The organism is Nocardia sp. CS682 (assembly GCF_004634405.1).
In the GTDB taxonomy this organism is placed as follows: Bacteria; Actinomycetota; Actinomycetes; order Mycobacteriales; family Mycobacteriaceae; genus Nocardia; species Nocardia ninae.
The window spans coordinates 7,992,214-8,010,439 of sequence record NZ_CP029710.1 but is presented as its reverse complement, the minus strand read 5'-3'; the positions used below and the strand labels follow the sequence as shown (position 1 = coordinate 8,010,439).

Sequence of the window (18,226 nt, the reverse complement as noted above, 5' to 3'; positions counted from 1 at the left end):
TTCGTTGTAGGAGAGAGAGTTTCGGTGCTGTGCGTGCTCATACGGACACCGTGATCAGACGACGGTCGTCCTGGTTGGTGGTGCGCCCGTCCGCCGCACCGATGCCGACCAGCGGGATCTCGGCCTCGGCCGCCGCGCGCTGCGGGGCCAACGCCTGCTGCAACGAGGCGATCAGATCCTCGAGGCTCGCGGTGTCCGGGATGTCGTCGAGGAACTGGGTTCCGGTCGGGGTCATGCCGCTGTCGGAATCCCCGCGCTCGGTGTTCTGGTCGCGCCAGGCCCGGATCGCGGAGATGAGGTAGGACTTCACATCCGGGATCGACAGCCCGACCAGCGGCACCACCACGATGACCGCCAGCACGAGCAGCGGCAGCAGGACCACCAGCGGCAGGAAACCACCGGCCAGCAGCAGTGTCGCCGTCGCGGCCAGCAGCAACGGAGCACCGAGCAGTGCCGCCCCGCCGACCAGCGCCGCGCCGCCCACCACCGCCGCCAGCGCGGCCGCGCCGAGTGCGGCAGCGGCGCCGACCGGCACCGCTATCGTCAACAGCGTCGCCAGCAGTGCGAGCGTCAGCAGAACCGCCAGTGCCGCAGGCACTCCCAAGGCGACCAGCGGCAGCCCGATCACCGCCACCGCGACCGCACCGGCCGCGAACACCGAAGCCGCCACAGCGGCGATCGCCAGCAGTGGCAGGGCCGCAAGCGCCAGCGCAAGCAAGCCACCCGCACCGAGCAACGCGACAACCGCGCCGAGCGCAATGGCCCCGACCACGAGAGGCGCAATAGTGAGCGCCGCCAATGCGACCGCACCCGCGGTCAGCAGCGCGACCGTCGTCAGCACCGCACCAACCGCCAACGCCCCCAACACCAGCGGCGTCGCCACCGCCAGCACGGCAATCGTCACGGCGACGGCCAGCGCAAACGCACCGAACGCGATCAGCCCGGGCGCGGCAAGCGCGGCAGCCACAGCGGCTGCGGCCGCACCTAGTGCACCCAGTGCCACGAGGCCCGGCAGAGCCAGTGCCGCAGCCACGGCAACCGCACCGAAAGCCAAGGCGCCCAACACAACGGCTGCCGGAATACCGAGCGCGGCGGCCGCGGCGGTGGCAAGCAATGCGAGTGTCCCGATTACCGCACCGATGCCCAACGCGATCAACACAGGCAAGGCCAGCGCAGCAAGGCCGATCAGCGCCGGCGACGACAAGGCCGCCAACGCGATCGCGCCGACTGCCAGCAGCGCGCCAACCGCGAGCACCGCACCCACCGCGAGCACACCGAGCACAACCGGTGCCGCTACCAGAGCCAGCGCCGACAGAACGGCAGCACCCGTAGCAAGCAGAGCGCCCGTCCCGATCACCGCACCAATACCCAACGCGCCCAGCACAACCAGCACCGGCAACGCCAGAGCCGCCAGCGCGATCGCGCCGACGGTCAGCAGTGCGCCCGTCCCGATAACAGCACCCACCGCCAGCAACACCGGCACCGCAACCACAGCCAGCGCGGCGAGAGCGAGCCCAGCCGTGGCAAGCAGCGCACCTGTCCCGACAACCGCGCCAATCGCCAACGCGCCCAACACAAGCAGCACCGGCAACGCCAGCGCAGCCAGCGCGATCGCGCCGACCGCCAGCAGCGCGCCTGTCCCGATAACAGCACCCACAGCGAGCACACCGAGGACAACCGGTACCGCTAGCAGAGCCAGCGCCGGCAGAACGGCAGCACCCGTAGCAAGCAGTGCGCCCGTTCCGATGACCGCGCCAATCGCCAACGCGCCCAACACAAGCAGCACCGGCAACGCCAGCGCAGCTAGCCCGATCAGCACCGGCAACGCCACAGCCGCCAGCGCGACCGCGCCGACCGCCAGCAGCGCGCCCGTCCCGATAACAGCACCCACCGCCAGCAACACCGGCACCGCAACCACAGCCAGCGCGGCGAGAGCGAGCGCACCCGTGGCGAGCAATCCGAGCGTTCCGATTACTGCGCCAATTGCCAACGCGCCCAACACAACCAGCACAGGCAGAGCCAGCGCGGCAAGGGCAAGGCCGCCGAGCACGATCGGCACCGCGAGCGCAGCGAGGGCGACCGCGGTGACCAGACCGCCGAGTGCGGCCAGGACGGGTGAGCCCAATACAGCGGTGATGACGAGCGCGGCGAAGGCCAGGCCGGCCAGGATGACCAGCGTGCCGACGGCGAGTCCGGCGAGGGCGACCACCGCAGCGGTCACCGCGGCGGCGACCACGATCGCCGCCACCACTGCGATGGCGGCTAGGGCGACCAGCGCGGGAATTCCGGTCCAGCCCGCCAGCAGCACTACTGCCACCGCACCGAGCGCCAGTACGCCGAGAGCGACGGCGGTGCCGAGGGCGAGCGCACCGAGTGCGGCCAATCCGGTGAGGGTCGCCGCGACGACCGTGACCACGGCGGCCAACGCCAGCGCGGCCAGACCGATCGCGTTCGCAATACCGAAGACGGTCAACGCGATCACCGCGGCGAGGGCGAGCGCACCGAGTACCACCGCGCCGACCACACCGATGGCCGCGAGCGCGATCAATGTGGGCACACCCGTCCAACCGAGCAGCAGCACGACAGCGACCGCGGCGAAGGCCAGCACCAAAGTGGTCACCACACCGGCCAGCGCCAGCGCACCGAGGGTCACCGTCCCGGCCAGCCCCAACCCGAGCGCACCGAGCACTACCGCAGCGACCACACCCAGCGTCGCCAGTGCGACGGCCCCGAGGCCGAGCAGAACCGGCGCTGCCACCAACGCCAGCGCGACCGCACCGAGCGCCAACGCCGTCAGCGCAACCGCGCCCGCGGCAATCAGCGCCCCGATCCCGACAACAGCACCCACCGCCAGCACCGCGAGCACTACAGGTGCCGCAACCACAGCCAGCGCGGCAAGCACAGCCGCACCGGTGGCAAGCAACGCCAACGTCCCGATAACAGCGCCTATTGCCAACGCGCCCAAGATAATCAACGCAGGCAGCGTCAGAGCGGCGATCGCAAGCGCACCAAGCACGAACGGCGCGGCAAGCACTGCGAGTGCCACTGCACCGACCGCCAGCGCCGCAATCACCCCCAACACCGGCAGTGCCAATACCGCAAGCGCGACCACGGCGGCAATAGCGAGCGCACCCAGTACGAACGGTGCGGCAAGCACAGCAAGCACTCCGGCGCCGACAACCAGCGCCGCAATCACCGGCAGCGCCACCACAGCGAGCGCGACCACCGCGGCGATCGCGAGAGCGGCGAGTACGAACGGTGCAGAGACGACAGCGAGCGCGATCAGTGCCGCCACTGCGGCCAAGGTGACTACCGCGGCGACTGCGCCGAATGCGAGCAGCGCGGGTCCGCCGAAGACCGCGATCACGACCAGCGCAGCGAAAGCCAGTGCCGCAAGGGCGATCACACCACCCACAGCGAGGGCAGCGAGCGCGACCACCGCCGCGACAACGAACGCGGCCACCACGGTCAGCGCGGCCACCACACCCGCCGCGACAACGATCGCCGCGACCGCAGCGATGGCGCCGATGATGAGCAGCGCGGGCAACCCTGTCCAACCCAGCACCACGAAGACGATCACCGCGGCAAGCGCCAGCACTCCGAGCGTGGCCGCGACCCCGAGCGCGATGGCACCGAGCGCAATCGCCGCAGGCAATCCCAACGCGAAGAGCGCAGCCAACGCAGTGAAGGTGACCGCACCGATCACGATCACCGCGGCCAACGCGAGCGCGGCCAACGCGATCGTCTCCACCACGGCGAACACCGTGAGCGCGACGACCGCGGCCAGGATCAGCGCACCGAGGGTCACGACGCCGACGAGCGCGAGCGCGGCGAGTGCGATCAACGCGATCGGCCCGGTCCACCACAGCGTCAGCACGACCACCAGCGCGGCGAAGCCGAGCACAGCCACCGTCGCCACCGCGGCAAGACCCAGCGCGCCCAGCGTCACGATTCCGGCAAGGCCGAGCCCGACCAGACCGAGCACGACCAGCGCAGGCAACGCCACTGCCGCGAGCGCGATCCCGCCGAGCACCACCAGAACCGGCAGCGCGACAACAGCCAGCACAACTCCGAGCACAATCAGCACGGGCAGGGCCACCGCGGCCAGCACGATGCCGCCGACCAGCAGAGCACCGATGATCAACGGCGCGGCCAGCAGCGCGACGGCACCGACCGCCAGCGCGGCAACAACGCCGACGATCACCACCGCGGCGAGCACCGGCAGCGCCAGCAGCGGCAAGGCCGCCGCACGGCGACTGTTGATCAACCCGCTATCCAGCACCAGGTTGCGGATTTCGGTCAGCACCGGCGCGAGCGCGGTGTTCAGCGAGCCGACCGGATCCGCGATGAGCTGCCTGATCCCGTCGGCCAAGCCCTGCAACGGATCTGCGCCACCCACGGTCTGCCCGAGCATCGGCTTGAGCAGATCGCGCAACGCCTGGGTGGGGTTCGGCCCGTCCTTCGGGAAGTCGAACAGGGTCTGTGCCTGGTTGATCAGGTCTTCGATCGGCGAGCTGATCGGGTCCCGGCGTGTACCCGCCTGTTCGATCGCCTGGTTGACGAAGGCGAGCATGTCTTCGACGGGCCCACGCAGCGGGCCACTCGGGAAGGTCTGGTCGGCCCAACCGGCCAACTGCTGTAGGTCGACACCGGTGCTGATGACCTGTTCCGCAACGGCCGCCAGTTCGGTGACCTGCGGGGGAACGAAGCCGAGGGGGCTGGCCGCCGGAGTAGCGCCGGGTACCGAAGCGGCAGGTCCCGGCGGGGCGGCGGGCGGCGCCGCTGGTGTGGTGAACCCGCGAATCATGCTCCCCGCGTTTTCGGCCGGAGTGCCCGCGGTGACATTGTCCAGCGCGTTCAGCGCCTGATCCACCATGTCCTGCCCGGCGGGACCGAAATTGGTTGCGACGTTGCCGAGTTCGGGCACGGCCGCGCCGATGTCCGGAACAGCTCCGCCGAACTCGGTGATCGCACCGCCGACCGCGTCCCCGAGACCGGGCACAGCGGAGTTCAAACCGGGGACGAACTCACCCGGGTTGGCCGGGATCGGCGGAAACGCGGGCGCTTCCGCCGTCGCCCGGCCGGCCGACACCATCACGGTGGCCAGCGAGGCAAACGCCGCCGCCGCATACAGGCCGCGACGATTCCGTTTCACTACCTTGCGATGCTTTGCACCTTGTTTGGTGGTCCTGGAACGCTCGTGAGTTACCGACATGAGGAACCTTTCGCTCGAACAGGAATGCAGCGAGGACCCAGCCGAGAGGGACTGGGCATGCCGAGCTCGGAGCGAGCTCGCTGAACGAAAAGGAGTTGGCGGGTCAGACCGGGCCGTATTCACCGGTCGCGCACACCGCCCGGGACCACCCGCCGTTAGCACCCACAGTGGTCCCGATTCGGGTATGCAGTACGCCGCCGATATCGCGGCACCTGATGTACGCGTGCTGCCCGACCCCCGCCCCCGGTTCACAAGTGATCGTGAGCTGGTTCGGCACCGCGTAGTCGGAGCTACATCCGGCGGGCGGCGGGTCGGCCGCGGCCATGCCCGAGACGAACGCGGAGCAGACGATGGTCGGCAGACACATCACAGCTAATAGCTTGCAACTGCTGGCGATGTTCATGCGACCAGAGTCGGACCGCCGAGCAAACCGCGTCAACCAGCAAACGGGGCAGATTTCATATCCTCGCAGTTCAAAGCGTATGGACGACTAATCCCACGCGGATTTTCGTAACCAAAAACTGACACAGAAGCCCTTGACATTCACCACCGACATAGGCAATGCGACTGTCGAGTAACCGCGTCAGCGATCTCCCAGCAACATTCATCGAAGCCGCCCATCGACAATCATCGAGAGATCTGAACCACGCATCAGAGCCCGTTCGCCACTCACCCGCGCAGTGTGATCCGGCGATCCAGCGCACCCGCCGCGACTCCGTGCCCCGCCGCGACGACCCCACTGAAGCGTCAAATTTTCACTGCTACGCTCGCGCAAACCGGGTTGGCGACACAAGGGTCCTGACCGCGACAACAGACCGGTCAGCAGGCCGAGCGAGGAGACCGATGGACCTCCAGGAGCAGTTCGATCAGGCCGACCCGGAGGTCCGCTCCCGGATCCAAGCCAGCTTCGACCGCCAGGGTCTGATGCGGCATCTCGGCGCGCAACTGGGGCATATCGGACCGGGGCGCGTGCATATCCTGCTCCCCCACCGCCCCGAGGTGACCCAGCAGCATGGATACATCCACGCCGGCGCGACCAGCGCGATCGCCGACAGCGCGGGCGGCTACGCGGCCTTCACCCTCTTCCCGGATGACACCACGGTGCTCACCGTCGAATACAAAATCAACCTCCTCGCACCTGCGTCCGGCGATCACCTCGAAGCCGTCGGCACGGTCCTCAAACCCGGACGCACCCTGACCGTCTGCCAACTCGAGGTATTCGCCGTGCGGGGGGACGAGCGATCACTCATCGCAACGGGACAACAGACCCTGATCTGTCTCCCCGCGCGCCCCGAACAGTAACCACAGGGAAAAACCCGCACCCGACGTGAATCAGGTGCGGGTCACCCCTCGACCTAGGCGGCGCTCCGTCGAAATCCGACTACAACGCCCTGTCTTTGGTCTCCACCAACGCCTTGGTGCAGAAGAAACTCACCAGCGCCAGTCCGGCCATCATGTAACCGATCGCATTGCTGCCGTAGGCCGACGCGAGCGGTGTGGCGATCAGCGGCGGAATCGCACCGCCGAGCACACCGGCCAAGTTGTAGCCGAGCCCGGCTCCGGTGTATCGGTAGCGGGTCTGGAACATCTCCGGCAACAGCGCCCCGCACGGCCCGTACGCGACACCGAAGATCGCCAGAGTGGTCAGCACACTGATCACGAAGGCGGGACGAGAACCGCTGTCGAGCAGCGGGAACAGCGCCAATGACCAGACCACCGCGAGTCCGGACGAGACCATGATGACCAACCGGCGACCGAGCCGGTCCGAGTACAGGGCCGAAAAGACGATCGCCGCACCGAATACCGCCGCGGCCGCGATACCGACGGTCAGCACGAACGGGCGACTGAAGCCGAGGGTCTTGGTGCCATAACTGGTCAGAAATGCGGTGCCCATATAGAAGAAGGCGAACAGAATGGCCAGCGCGCCTGCGGAAAGCAGGATTTCCTTGGTCTGGAACCGCCAGGCTTCGAGGAACGGCAAGCGCGCGGGTTCGGGGTCGAGTGCGCGTTGGGACGCGTTCGCCCGGAACACGGGGGTCTCGTCGATCGCCAGCCGCACATACAATCCGATACCGACCAGGACGATGGAGAAGACGAACGGGATCCGCCAGCCCCAGTTCAGGAAATCGTCGTTCGTATCACCGAACAGCGTGCCGGTGATCAGGAAGGTAGCGCTGGAAAGCGCGAAGGCGAAAGCGGGTCCGACCTGCGGGAACATAGCATAGAGGCCGCGTTTTCCTGCCGGTGCGTACTCGGCTGTCAGCAAAGTGGCACCGGCCCACTCGCCGCCGACGGCGAAGCCTTGACCGAAGCGCAGTAGCACCAAGATCAGCGGTGCCGCGACGCCGATGGTGGCCGCCCCGGGGAGCAGGCCGATCAGCAAGGTGGAGACACCCATCAGCAAAAGCGTGGAGACCAGGGTCTTCTTGCGCCCGATCCGGTCCCCGAAATGCCCGAAGACCATGGCGCCCACCGGCCGTGCGACGAAGGCGACAGCGAAAGTTGCGAACGAGGCGACGGTGCCCGCTGTCGATCCGAGCGCCGGAAAGAACACCTTCGGAAATACCAGCGCCGCCGCGGTCCCGTAGATGAAGAAGTCATAAAACTCGATGGTGGTGCCGATACAGCTGGCGATGGCCACCCGCCGCACACTGGTGCGGCTCGTCGTCACCGTTGTCCGTTCTGGCGACAGTCTTTTCATACGTTCCTCATCTCGTGCACCCTGCGCTGTCCAGGCGGGACGCGGGGTGAGTGGGACCATAGTGATGCAGGTCACTCGTCGACTACCCCTCAACGGGGGTGGTCCCGCTGCCGGTGGACACATTCTCGGTCGCTGATGGCGACAGCATCGAGCGAACGGACAACGGCTGTGTGCGCAATGTGGTGACGAGTACGCACCGCGATTTGCACATTGCCTTCGATAATGCCCACGCGATATGAAAGCCCTTTGATCTTTTGAACTCCGAACAACAAGCGCAACAGAGCGGCGAATCAGGAGAATTGAGACATGCATCCCGTTGCGCGCAGCCATATTTCATGGCCTGCGTAATGGCGATCAACTCTCGTCAGATGGCTCTGACCTGCGGCGACAAGCCATCGGTGGCGTCACGGACCCGCGGCCTTGACAATCGAAATGCGACCCGGCCAGAATTCCCGGTGAATGTCAACGACTTACGCGAGCCCGGCATCCGAAAAAGGCCGGTATGGTCGAATTCATGGAGTGGAACTTTATTGCGGCAGAACAGCTTTTGGCGGCGTTGCGTGCGGGTGAGGTGACGTCGGTGGAACTCACCGACGAGGCGATCGCTCGTATCGAACGCGACGACGAGCTGATCAACGCCATCTGCGTGCCGGACTTCGATCAGGCGCGCAAAGCCGCCCGCGCTGCGGACGAGGCGCGCGCCCGCGGCGAAGATCAACCGTTGCTCGGTATTCCGGTGACGGTCAAAGAGTCGTACAACATGGCCGGACTGCCCACCACCTGGGGCATGCCGCAGCACCGGAACTATCTGCCGACCGAAGACGCCGTACAGGTGTCGCGGCTCAGGACCGCAGGCGCGGTGATTCTCGGCAAAACCAATGTGCCGCACACGTTGCGAGATATCCAGAGCTTCAACGAGATCTACGGCACCACCAACAACCCGTGGGATCACACTCGCACAGCGGGTGGATCCTCCGGCGGCTCCGCGGCGGCCTTGGCTTCCGACTTCGGCGCGCTGTCCATCGGCTCGGATATCGGCGGTTCGTTGCGCACGCCCGCGCATTTCTGCGGCGTCTACGCACACAAGCCGACCCTCGGGCTGGCCTCGACTCGCGGCATGGTCGCGCCGCCCGCGGCGGCATTGCCGGTGGAGCTGGACCTCGCCGTCGTCGGCCCGATGGCACGCACCGCCCGCGACCTCACGCTCCTGCTCGACGTCATGGCCGGACCGGACCCGCTGACCCTCGGTGTGGCCTACGACCTGACGCTGCCACCCACGCGCCACGACCGGCTCCGCGACTTCCGGGTGTTGGTCCTCGACGACCATCCGGCCATTCCCACCGGGTCGGCTGTGCGAGCGGGTGTGCGCCGAGTCGCCGACGCGCTGGTGGAGGCGGGCGCCCGCGTCGAACGGCACAGTACGCTGCTGCCCGATCTGACCGAAGCCGCGACGCTCTACATGCAGTTGCTGATGGCGAACGTAGCTGCGAGCCATACCGCCGAGGCGTATGAGCAGCTGGTGCACCACGCCGCCGGATTGAGTGCGCAGGACCAGAGTCTCGATGCGGCGCGATTCCGCGCCATGGTGTTCAGTCATCGCGAGTGGATCGAGGCGAACAACCGTCGCGAACTGCACCGCCAGGGCTGGCGTCAGCTCTTCGGCGAGTTCGATGCGGTGGTGTGCCCGATTACGCCCACCCCCGCGTTCCCCCACGACCAAGGCGCGGCTATAGAGGAACGGCGGATCGATATCGACGGCGTCGGCTACCCGTACTTCGATCAGCTCGTGTGGGCCGGGGTGGCCACCATGCCCGGCCTGCCCGCCACCGCCATCCCCGCGGGCCGGTCCCCCGAGGGTTTGCCGGTGGGCGTGCAGCTCATCGGCCCGATGTTCGAGGATCGCACGCCGCTGCGGCTGGCCGAACTGCTCGAGCAGCAGATCGGCGGCTTCCAGGCACCGACCGGCGGCAACCCATAGGCCGTGTCCGTGTCCGTGCACGGATGATGCGGCGCCGCCGGTAGCGTTGGCGTCCATGTCGAGCGGTGGCAGCAGTACCACAGCAATCCTGGCCGCACTGGGCGCCAACGCCGGTATCACGCTCGCGAAGTTCGTCGGCGCGGTGCTGACCGGTTCGTCGTCGATGCTGGCCGAGGCGATGCACTCGCTGGCCGACACCGCCAACGAAGCCCTGTTGCTGCTGGGTAAGCGGCGGGCCGCCCATCCGCCGGACGCGGTGCACCAGTTCGGTTACGGCCGCAATCGCTACTTCTACTCGTTCGTGGTCGCGCTGGTGCTGTTCACCATGGGCTCCCTGTTCGCCATCGATGAGGGCATCACCAAGATCCGCCGTCCCGAGGAGCTCAGCTCCCCGGTGGTCGCGATCGCCATCCTGCTCATCGCGATGGTGCTGGAGACCTTCAGTCTGCTCACCGCGCGGCGCGAGTCCCAGCCACTCAAAGGGCGTGGCAGTTGGTGGCAGTTCATCCGGACGTCGCGCAATCCCGAGCTGCCGGTGGTGCTGCTGGAGGACAGCGGGGCGCTGGTCGGGCTCGCCTTCGCGTTCACCGGTGTCGGTTTGACCGTGCTCACCGGCGACGCCCGCTGGGACGGCGTCGGCACCCTCGCCATCGGCATCCTGCTCGGTTTCATCGCCCTGGTACTGATCGTGGAGATGAAGAGCCTGCTCATCGGCGAGGGCGCCACGCCCGATGAGGATCGCGCCATCCGCAGCAATCTCGTCGACGAAACCCACTTCGACCGCGTAATCCACCTGCGCACCGAGTATCTCGCGCCCGACGAATTGCTCATCGCCGCGAAGGTTGCCGTCCGCCCGGGCCTGACCATTGATGACGTCGCGACCGCCATCGATGCCGCCGAGGCCCGCGTCCGCGCCGCCGTCCCCGCGGCCGGGGTCATGTACCTCGAACCCGACCTCTACCGTCCCGAACGTCCCTGAACGCACTGCGGCACAACCGGTCCCTAGATTCCAGCACGAAATGTGTCGGTCCCCTATGTCAGGCTTCCTTCTGGAACAACCTGGCCGGAGGAGATCGATATGGCCGCGACCGACGACAAGCCCGAAGTACGACTAGTTGCGCACTGCCGCCGATGCCATGGCTGGCTGGTGTCGCCGGAATCGGTGTCGCAAGGGATCGGGCCGACCTGCGCGGTGCGTGAGCGGGCGGATCAACGCGCCGCAGCGGCACGTGAGTTGACGCTGTTCGATATCACGGCGTCGGCGGCGTAGGTCCGGCGATCCGCCGGTTCACGACAGGAAGATCGGTCGGTCCACCTCGGGAATCCAGCAGTCGGCGGCCATATCTCGGTTGTAACTACTGCGGAAGTGGGCAATGAAAGGTGGGAGGCCCGGGTGCATGTTGCTGGTTTCCCAGAGCAATGCGTGCGGGTACGCCGGGGTCGGGTCGGTGATCGGCAGTCGCCGAATATTGGGGTTCCAGGGAGCGATGAACCCATCCCCGCTGAACGTCGCCAGTGTCTCCGAGCCGGCGATGCGATCGAGCATGGCATCGAAGCTCGCCAGTTTCTTCGCGTCAGGGCCTGATTTGCTGCCGAGATCGGGATCGGTAACCACCGCAATCCCGCTGAACTCAGCCAACTCTCGATAGAAGTCGGCCCACTCCGAGGGCACCGAAGCGCCGGGCACCCAGATCGGGTGCGGCACGATATCGGCCAGTGACACCGTCGAACGCCCGGCCAGCGGATGACCCCTGCCCACCAGCATATGCAGCGGCTCCACATACGCCGGAACGACACCGATGCCGGACGGCAACGGCCGCGGCCCACCGTGCGGCCGAGCGAACGCCCCGTCGGCGCGCCCGCTCACCAAGGCGTCCCGTGAGGTGACGAACGCGTTGGACAGCACCATCTCGACATCCGAGTCCGGATGCCGATCGAGGTAGTACTGGATCGACCGCGACGCCACCTGCCGCTCTCCCAGAATCGCGACCCGCAACGGCCGCGGTTCCTGCCGCACCGAGGCGACCGTCTCTTCCGCAGCAACCAGCAGCGACCGAGCGAACGGCAGCATCACCAACCCCGCGGCAGTCGCCTTGCCCGCCCGCCCCCGATCGAACAGCCGCACCCCGACCTGGCTCTCCAGCTTGGCGATGCGCTTGGATACCGCCTGCTGGGTAATGCCGAGCATCGTCGCCGCATGACTGAACTGCCCCTCGTCGACCACGGTCACGAACGCCCGCACGGCCGCCAGATCGAGATCCGCCACGAAGTCTCCTTGCACGCCAGTTGGTTGCGGAATCGTAGCGTTGCCGTTGTCCGCCTATCAAGCGATCGGCCAACGCCCGGTCTGCCAACTTCCCGGCAAGCCTGCGGGTTTACGGCCGTGAACCCCAGTCGAAGGCCCAACCACGACTTCGAAGCCGCCCCCCAATCGCACAACCAACGGTGGTGCTCACGCGGACAATCGGTTGTTCGACCGCCCTGCCGTCAGTTCGCTTCGATTCGACGGTCCACACGAGCGGAACTCGTACCCTCCAGGAATGGTCGAAACATATTCCGACACACCGGTGTCAGCCGAGCGGAGGACCTTCATGATGGACTACGGCCAGTTCTATCTGACCGGCACCGCGGACACCAGCGAGGAGCTGCCCGAGGTGGTGGATCGCGCGATCGACCATGGGCTGTACGCGATTACCGCAGGCGGCAACATCGTTGTCCTGAGCCCACATCAGTACAACTTCGCGATGCGGGTCGATCTCGAACTGTTCGACCGGCCACAGCATCCGGATCGGACGGACTGGCAGGTGGTCATCGATGAGACCACCACCATCGATGACCGAGGAGAGTTGTGGATAACCTCCGCCACCAGTACCTCCGACGTCCCGATCGCGATCGCTCCCGGTAGCTATCACGTTGAAATCAGCGGGCGCGGGCTACGTTTCGTCGGTCAGCCCGACTCGACCACGCCCGGCGACGTGTGGCGAGTGCGAATGTGGCCCGCCGACACGAACGCCGAGTATCCGCCGCCGCAGCGTTGGCCCTGATCCGGTCGCCGCGTATCTCCGGCTGGCAACAATTGAAATGCACAGCTGAACAAGCGATCATGGGGAACCAGTGCAGTTGGCCTCTCGGCCGATGCCGACACCAGTTCCCGCTGATCGTCCGACCAAGGCCCAGCTGCGGCGCGGGCCCGGCCGGCTCAGCGCTGGCGCCAGCTCAGTGGGCCCGGTAGGTCGACGTTGTTCTTCTTGGTGCGTGAGTTCCATGACCACGGGCCGATTTTGATGCCCCACGAGGACAGGCCCGACTGGGTGAAGTTGAATTTCAACGGCCCGAAGGACTTACGCTGACGGTATTTGAAGGGCATGGGAAACCTCTCTAACTCTCCCCCAGGATAACCGACCGTGTTGTCCCCTTTGGCTTTCGCTGGTCAGGGACGTGCGGTGGCGGCGTGCGTGGTCTGATCAGCGCACCGGATTCAGCACGTCTTCCTGACGTAGTCGGGCTCACCCGGAGTGGACACCTCGACGTCCCTGAGCACGATGCTCAGCTTGTTTCCGTACTCCGCGCATGCCGCTGCCAGCCCGGGTTCGGTGTACTCGATATCGATGACGTTGTTGTTGTACGCCCTGGCATAGTCACCGCATTCCTCGGTGTCGCCGCATTCCTCGGCCACCGCGAAATCCAGTCCGGCAGCGGTTCTTTGGTCGAGGAGTTCGGCGGCGTTCTTCTGGCCGATGGCGAGGCCGCGGTCGTGGGAGTACTTGGCGAGCAAGGCGATGAAGGCGACCGCCTGGTCGGGGGCCAGCAGTCCCTTGGAGCGGTCGTAGCTGTCGTAGTTGTCGACTTCGACCGCGTTGAAACGCTTGTCGGCGCAGCCGCCGATCCACTGGTTGACCTTGTCGGCGACGCGGGCGCGTTTGTCGGCGGTGCGGATGTCCAGCAGCGCCTCTTTCCACCTCGTGTCGTAGACGACCTTGCCGTCCTTGTCGCGCAGCAGCAGGTCGGCCGGCCATTCGCTTTCCGCGCCGGGCTGCACCTGAAAGCCGTTGACGTAGCAGATGTTGTAGAGCCCGTTGGCCGGTTCGACACTGTGGTCACGACTGACGACGGTCACGCCGGGCGGCGGCGCGTACGGGCTGGTGATCTGGTAATCGAACCCCGCGTTGACCGGCGGCAGGGTGATCGCCGGCGCGGCGCCCGCGGTACCGGCCTGCTGCCCGGCGAGGCAGCTGGCCGCTGCGACGAGCACCGCGACGGTGCTCGCCCAGCGGCGGCGGATGCGTGCGATGGAAGTGGTGCTCACGAGACCCTCGTTCCCTGGTGACGGCTACCACCCGAAGGACACCGCCCGGTCACCGCCCCACCCACGCACCGTGCCGAAAGCCCCTCAGGCACAGCCAGATACAACCACCCCCGGCCGGTCCCGTCAACGCCAACGATCGGGAGTAGTGGGATGTCCTGCGCGAGAGCGGCTTACCGATCCGGTCTCGGCCGGTGCGCCACGCAACCGGCAATCGCGCACAGCGCCCACGAAGTCAGTCCGCGGCGCGCATGGATTCCATGGCGGCGTCCAGGATCTGCCGCGTGTTGTCGCCGCCGAGCACACTGAAGTGGTTACCGGGCACGTACCGCAGATCGAGGTGCGGCGTACGGCTTTCCAGGCCATCGATCAATATCGGCGTCTCCAGGAAGTCGTCGGTCGGATAGAAGACCTGCAGGACCGGAATGTCGATGTAGTCGTACTGCGGTTCGGTCAGATGCGGCCACATCGCCTGCCGGTACCGCTCCAACCCGTCGGCGTCGTCGTCGACATTGGTGTGCAAACCCCCGCCCGGCAGCTCAGGAGCCATCAGCGAAGCCACCACGCCCAGCATTTGAACCGGAATACCGGTACGTACCGCGGCGTCCGGCAGCACCGGTATCTCGATACCCGCCAGATAACTCAACACCGCAACTTGCGCGGCCCACTGCCCGGTCAGCTCCGGCTTCTCCCTCGGCACCCGACGCAACGCGTTTCCCGCCAGATCCGCCGAGGGGAATCCGATCACCGACATCGACGCGATCCGGCCGGGATACATGGTGTTGTACTGGCTCCCGATGAACGGCCCCCACCCGTCACCGAAGATGTGCACGCGACGCCCGGGAGCGGTCTGGTCCATCACCGCGCCGAGCTCCCCCGCCAGATTCTCCATCGAGTAGGCGCCCGGCCTGCGGTCGTGACTCGTGCGGCCCGCCCCGTGCATATCCCAGCGGACGACGTGAAATCCGTTCGCGGCCAACTGTTCTGCCAGCGGCACCATGAGGCTGGAGTCGCCGGGCCAGTCCCCGGTCATCATGACGGTCGGGGCGTCGCCGTCGGGTCCGTATTCGAAGTACGACACCGGGAAGCCCTGGTATTCGACGAATCCCGGACGACCCGAATCCTCCTGGTCTGCCCGCGCGGCGCCGACGGGGCCGACCACTGCCAGTGCCACGACAGCGAGGAATGCCGTACTCCTGAACAGCCGCATCGTGCAGCCACCTCTCCACCATTGTCGAGAAAAATGGATGACCCGCCGAGATCACAGCGCTGACAAGCCCCAGGAGCGTGCCCGATGAGGATATTACGACCTTCCCACCCTTTGGCAAGCATCCAGCTACCACTAGGCGTGGCGCACAACGCCCTCATCGAGCGCCGGGTCCTACCCGATATCGACCACGCGGGCCCATGCGGGCGGTGCGTCCGGAACGTAGTCGGGATCGTTTTCGCTCCACGTGTCGGCACTCGAGCGACGAAACAGACCGACCACCGTCCGGCACGGTGGCCGTCTGGTCGGCCAGGGTGTCTGACCGTCGGTCAGCACCACGAGAACATCCGGGCGTGGTTGGGCGCGAACCGCTTTGGCGATACCAGTGCGCAGATCCGTGCCCCCGCCGCCCACCAGCGGTATCCGCTCGGCACGGCACAGGGGATGCACGATTCTGGCCGCCGCGTCGCACGGCAGCACGGTGATCAGGTCGCGCCGCCCGCCCACGGCGCGCGCGATGGCCGCCACTTCGAGAAGTGCGCTGCCCAATTCGGTGTCGCTGACCGATCCCGAGGTGTCGATGAGCACCGACACCCGTGGCGGCGTGCGCCGCAGGCTCGGCAGCACCACGCCGGGCACCCCGGCCGAGCGCCGAGCGGGCCGACCGTAGGTGTAGTCCTCGCCCGCACCGGACCCGCCGACCGCTGAGCGGAGCGCGGCTCCGAGCAGATCACGCCACGGCTGTGGCGGATGGAACGCCTCCTCGGCCCAGCGCTGCCACCCTTTGGACGCGTCCCCCGGACGGCCGACGATGCCCTGCGCGACCCGAAACCGGACCGCGTCGCGTTCCTGCTCGCTCAGGCCGTCGGCGCCGTCCGGACCCAACTCCCACTCACGATCCAATCCGTCTGCGCCACTGCCACAGTCGAGCCAGGCCAGGCCCTGCGTGAGCGGTCCGAGCCGAAACTCGAGCAGATAGTCCTCCATGAGCTTTCCCGCGGACAACTCCAACGACGCGGGCGTGACAGCCCCCTCCGGCTGGACGAGCCTGTCCCCGAACACGTCGTCGTTGATCTCGCAGTCCGCGGCGATGTTCATGCGCAATCGTTCTGCCGGGCCAGACAATTCGTGTCGCCGCGCGAATCGGTCACTGCGGCCGTGGTGGTCGCGCAGCAGGTGCGAGACCTCGTGCACCCACACTCCGGCGAGCTCCTCGACCGGCGTCCGGTCCACGAACCCCGGTGACACGTAGCACCGCCAGTGCCGGTCGACTGACATCGTCGGTACGCCGCGCGACTCGACGACGGACAGGGCGAACAGCGCGGTCGCCAGATAGGGCCGGACGCGGGCGGCGTGCAGCCGGGCGGCAAAGAGCTTGTCCCGGTCCAACATGCGCGGTGCTCCTGCGGTCATCAGTTCGCCTTCGCGACGAGACGGGCAGCCACCTGATCCGCGCCACGGGACACCGAGACCACCCCGGCGAGCTGCTCGATGGCCACCGGCACATCCCAGTCGCCCTGGCGCAGCGTGGCGAGAGTTGTTGCGGGAACGACGATCAGGTCCGGCGCTCCGGTCTCCAAGGCGTGCACCAGCAGCGCCCAGGCCGCGTCCCAGCGAGCCTTCTCCGGACGCTTACGGACCGCCGCCACCACCCCGTCGAGCACGGCCTGGCGCAGGTCCCCGCGCTCGGGCAGGACGGCGGCCGCCGGGTCGGCCAGCAGCGCCTCCGGGTCCGGCAGGTCCATCCGGTCCAGGCTGGCCAGCAATTCGAAGCCCGGCCCGTCGCCCACCGTGCCGCGGACCAGCAGGGAGAGCACGTCACGGGACGAGCCTGCCGCGGTGGCGAAGGCGATCAGCGACACTGCCATCTGCCAGCTGCGCGGTGACGGCCAAGCGCCGCCCCGGCGCGTGTCACTGGTGGGTATCTGATGGACGAGCGCGGGCCGGGCCGCGAGCAGCACACATACTGCGCGTCGCGCGAAAGCCACTGCGTCAGTGAGTTTTTCCGTGGCCAGCCGGGGCAGTGTCGCGTGCGGCCAGACTCCGCCGAGCCCGCGGACCACCACGTCGTGATCGTGGGTCCAGCGCAGGTGCACGAACCGGTTGGCCAGCGGCGGGCTCAGCTCCCAGCCATCGGCCGCCGACGATCGCGGGTTGGCCGCCGCCACGATCCGGACATTCGGCGGCAGCTGGAGATTGCCGATCCGCCGCTCCAGCACCAGCCGGAGCAGGGCGGCTTGCACCGCGGGCGGTGCGGTGGACAACTCGTCCAAGAACAGCAGCCCGCGCCCGGCTCGGACCAGGCGCACCGCCCAGTCCGGCGGGGCCATCGGGACACCCTGGGCCGCGGGGTCGTCGCCGATGATGGGCAGGCCCGAAAAGTCCGATGGCTCATGCACACTCGCGATCACCGTGGTCAGTGGTAGGTCGAGGTCGTCGGCGAGCTGGGTGATGGCCGCGGTCTTGCCGATCCCCGGTTCGCCCCACAGGAGCACCGGCAGGTCGGCGGCCACGGCGAGCGCCAGGGCCTCCAATTGGTTGTCGGGACGCGGTTCGGTGGTTACGTCTTGGAGCAGAGCCAGCAACTCATCGGCAACGTCGAGTTGGGCGGATGTGTGGGTGGCAGTAAGCATGTGAATCACCTTGTGGTTGGCAGAGTCGGTGTGGGGCTACGGTCAGCGGGATGCCGGGTTGTGCAGATGCGCACGACGGTGATGGAGGGGGACGAAAGTTGCCCTCTCAGAGCTGAGCTGGTGCGGGCTTCTGGATACGAGCGAAAGTCGTTCTCTCAGTAGGACACTGCGTCGCGCGGACATACACGA

General features: G+C 67.2%; 13 protein-coding genes. 5 read left to right on the top strand and 8 right to left on the bottom strand.

Annotated elements, in window-relative coordinates:
* Positions 1-37: 37 nt before the first annotated feature.
* Complete coding sequence (locus tag DMB37_RS36250; RefSeq protein ID WP_135236554.1) at positions 38-5,155, bottom strand: hypothetical protein; 5,118 nt, start codon at positions 5,153-5,155, stop codon at positions 38-40.
* 903 nt (positions 5,156-6,058) lie between these two features.
* Here DMB37_RS36250 and DMB37_RS36245 point away from each other — a divergent pair.
* On the top strand, positions 6,059-6,517 hold the full coding sequence (locus DMB37_RS36245) for a PaaI family thioesterase (protein WP_135236553.1): 459 nt from the start codon (positions 6,059-6,061) through the stop codon (positions 6,515-6,517).
* 79 nt (positions 6,518-6,596) lie between these two features.
* On the opposite strand, the gene DMB37_RS36240 is transcribed toward DMB37_RS36245, so the two are convergent.
* A complete protein-coding gene (locus DMB37_RS36240; RefSeq protein WP_135236552.1) occupies positions 6,597-7,916 on the bottom strand; it encodes an MFS transporter in 1,320 nt (439 codons plus the stop codon).
* A 514-nt stretch (positions 7,917-8,430) separates the two neighbouring features.
* On the opposite strand from DMB37_RS36240, the gene DMB37_RS36235 reads away from it, so the two are divergent.
* The 3 genes from DMB37_RS36235 (at position 8,431) to DMB37_RS36225 (ending at position 11,164) form a co-directional block, all read left to right on the top strand.
* Positions 8,431-9,894, top strand: coding sequence for an amidase (locus DMB37_RS36235; protein ID WP_135236551.1), 1,464 nt, complete (start codon positions 8,431-8,433; stop codon positions 9,892-9,894).
* 55 nt (positions 9,895-9,949) lie between these two features.
* Entirely contained in the window at positions 9,950-10,873 is a 924-nt protein-coding gene (locus tag DMB37_RS36230) for a cation diffusion facilitator family transporter (RefSeq protein ID WP_135236550.1), read from the top strand.
* Between the two features lie 99 nt (positions 10,874-10,972).
* A complete protein-coding gene (locus DMB37_RS36225) occupies positions 10,973-11,164 on the top strand; it encodes a DUF6011 domain-containing protein (RefSeq protein ID WP_107655802.1) in 192 nt (63 codons plus the stop codon).
* Between the two features lie 18 nt (positions 11,165-11,182).
* Here the strand turns inward: DMB37_RS36225 and DMB37_RS36220 are convergent, their stop codons facing one another.
* Positions 11,183-12,160, bottom strand: a complete 978-nt coding sequence (locus DMB37_RS36220) for a LysR family transcriptional regulator (RefSeq protein ID WP_135236549.1) — start codon at positions 12,158-12,160, stop codon at positions 11,183-11,185.
* 274 nt (positions 12,161-12,434) lie between these two features.
* Between DMB37_RS36220 and DMB37_RS36215 the strand changes: the two genes are divergently transcribed.
* Entirely contained in the window at positions 12,435-12,938 is a 504-nt protein-coding gene (locus DMB37_RS36215; RefSeq protein ID WP_135236548.1) for a hypothetical protein, read from the top strand.
* A gap of 155 nt (positions 12,939-13,093) precedes the next feature.
* Here the strand turns inward: DMB37_RS36215 and DMB37_RS36210 are convergent, their stop codons facing one another.
* The 5 genes from DMB37_RS36210 to DMB37_RS36190 form a co-directional block, all read right to left on the bottom strand.
* The gene (locus DMB37_RS36210) at positions 13,094-13,261 is read right to left on the bottom strand and encodes a DUF4236 domain-containing protein (RefSeq protein WP_135236547.1); all 168 of its coding nucleotides are present in this window, start codon (positions 13,259-13,261) and stop codon (positions 13,094-13,096) included.
* Positions 13,262-13,372: 111 nt separating this feature from the next.
* Entirely contained in the window at positions 13,373-14,200 is an 828-nt protein-coding gene (locus DMB37_RS36205) for an endo alpha-1,4 polygalactosaminidase (RefSeq protein ID WP_167769041.1), read from the bottom strand.
* A 232-nt stretch (positions 14,201-14,432) separates the two neighbouring features.
* The gene (locus DMB37_RS36200; protein WP_135236546.1) at positions 14,433-15,407 is read right to left on the bottom strand and encodes an alpha/beta fold hydrolase; all 975 of its coding nucleotides are present in this window, start codon (positions 15,405-15,407) and stop codon (positions 14,433-14,435) included.
* Positions 15,408-15,578: 171 nt separating this feature from the next.
* Positions 15,579-16,817 (bottom strand): VWA-like domain-containing protein, encoded by a 1,239-nt coding sequence (locus DMB37_RS36195; protein ID WP_135236545.1) that lies wholly within the window; start codon positions 16,815-16,817, stop codon positions 15,579-15,581.
* Complete coding sequence (locus tag DMB37_RS36190; RefSeq protein ID WP_135236544.1) at positions 16,817-18,037, bottom strand: AAA family ATPase; 1,221 nt, start codon at positions 18,035-18,037, stop codon at positions 16,817-16,819. The genes DMB37_RS36195 and DMB37_RS36190 overlap by 1 nt, the downstream gene beginning before the upstream one ends.
* Positions 18,038-18,226 lie beyond the last annotated feature (189 nt).

Coding starts and splice junctions, on each gene's coding strand:
- DMB37_RS36200 (WP_135236546.1), bottom strand. CDS start 15,407: ATGCGGCTGTTCAGGAGTACGGCATTCCTCGCTGTCGTGGCACTGGCA.
- DMB37_RS36230 (WP_135236550.1), top strand. CDS start 9,950: ATGTCGAGCGGTGGCAGCAGTACCACAGCAATCCTGGCCGCACTGGGC.
- DMB37_RS36225 (WP_107655802.1), top strand. CDS start 10,973: ATGGCCGCGACCGACGACAAGCCCGAAGTACGACTAGTTGCGCACTGC.
- DMB37_RS36195 (WP_135236545.1), bottom strand. CDS start 16,817: ATGACCGCAGGAGCACCGCGCATGTTGGACCGGGACAAGCTCTTTGCC.
- DMB37_RS36190 (WP_135236544.1), bottom strand. CDS start 18,037: ATGCTTACTGCCACCCACACATCCGCCCAACTCGACGTTGCCGATGAG.
- DMB37_RS36245 (WP_135236553.1), top strand. CDS start 6,059: ATGGACCTCCAGGAGCAGTTCGATCAGGCCGACCCGGAGGTCCGCTCC.
- DMB37_RS36240 (WP_135236552.1), bottom strand. CDS start 7,916: ATGAAAAGACTGTCGCCAGAACGGACAACGGTGACGACGAGCCGCACC.
- DMB37_RS36210 (WP_135236547.1), bottom strand. CDS start 13,261: ATGCCCTTCAAATACCGTCAGCGTAAGTCCTTCGGGCCGTTGAAATTC.
- DMB37_RS36235 (WP_135236551.1), top strand. CDS start 8,431: ATGGAGTGGAACTTTATTGCGGCAGAACAGCTTTTGGCGGCGTTGCGT.
- DMB37_RS36215 (WP_135236548.1), top strand. CDS start 12,435: ATGGTCGAAACATATTCCGACACACCGGTGTCAGCCGAGCGGAGGACC.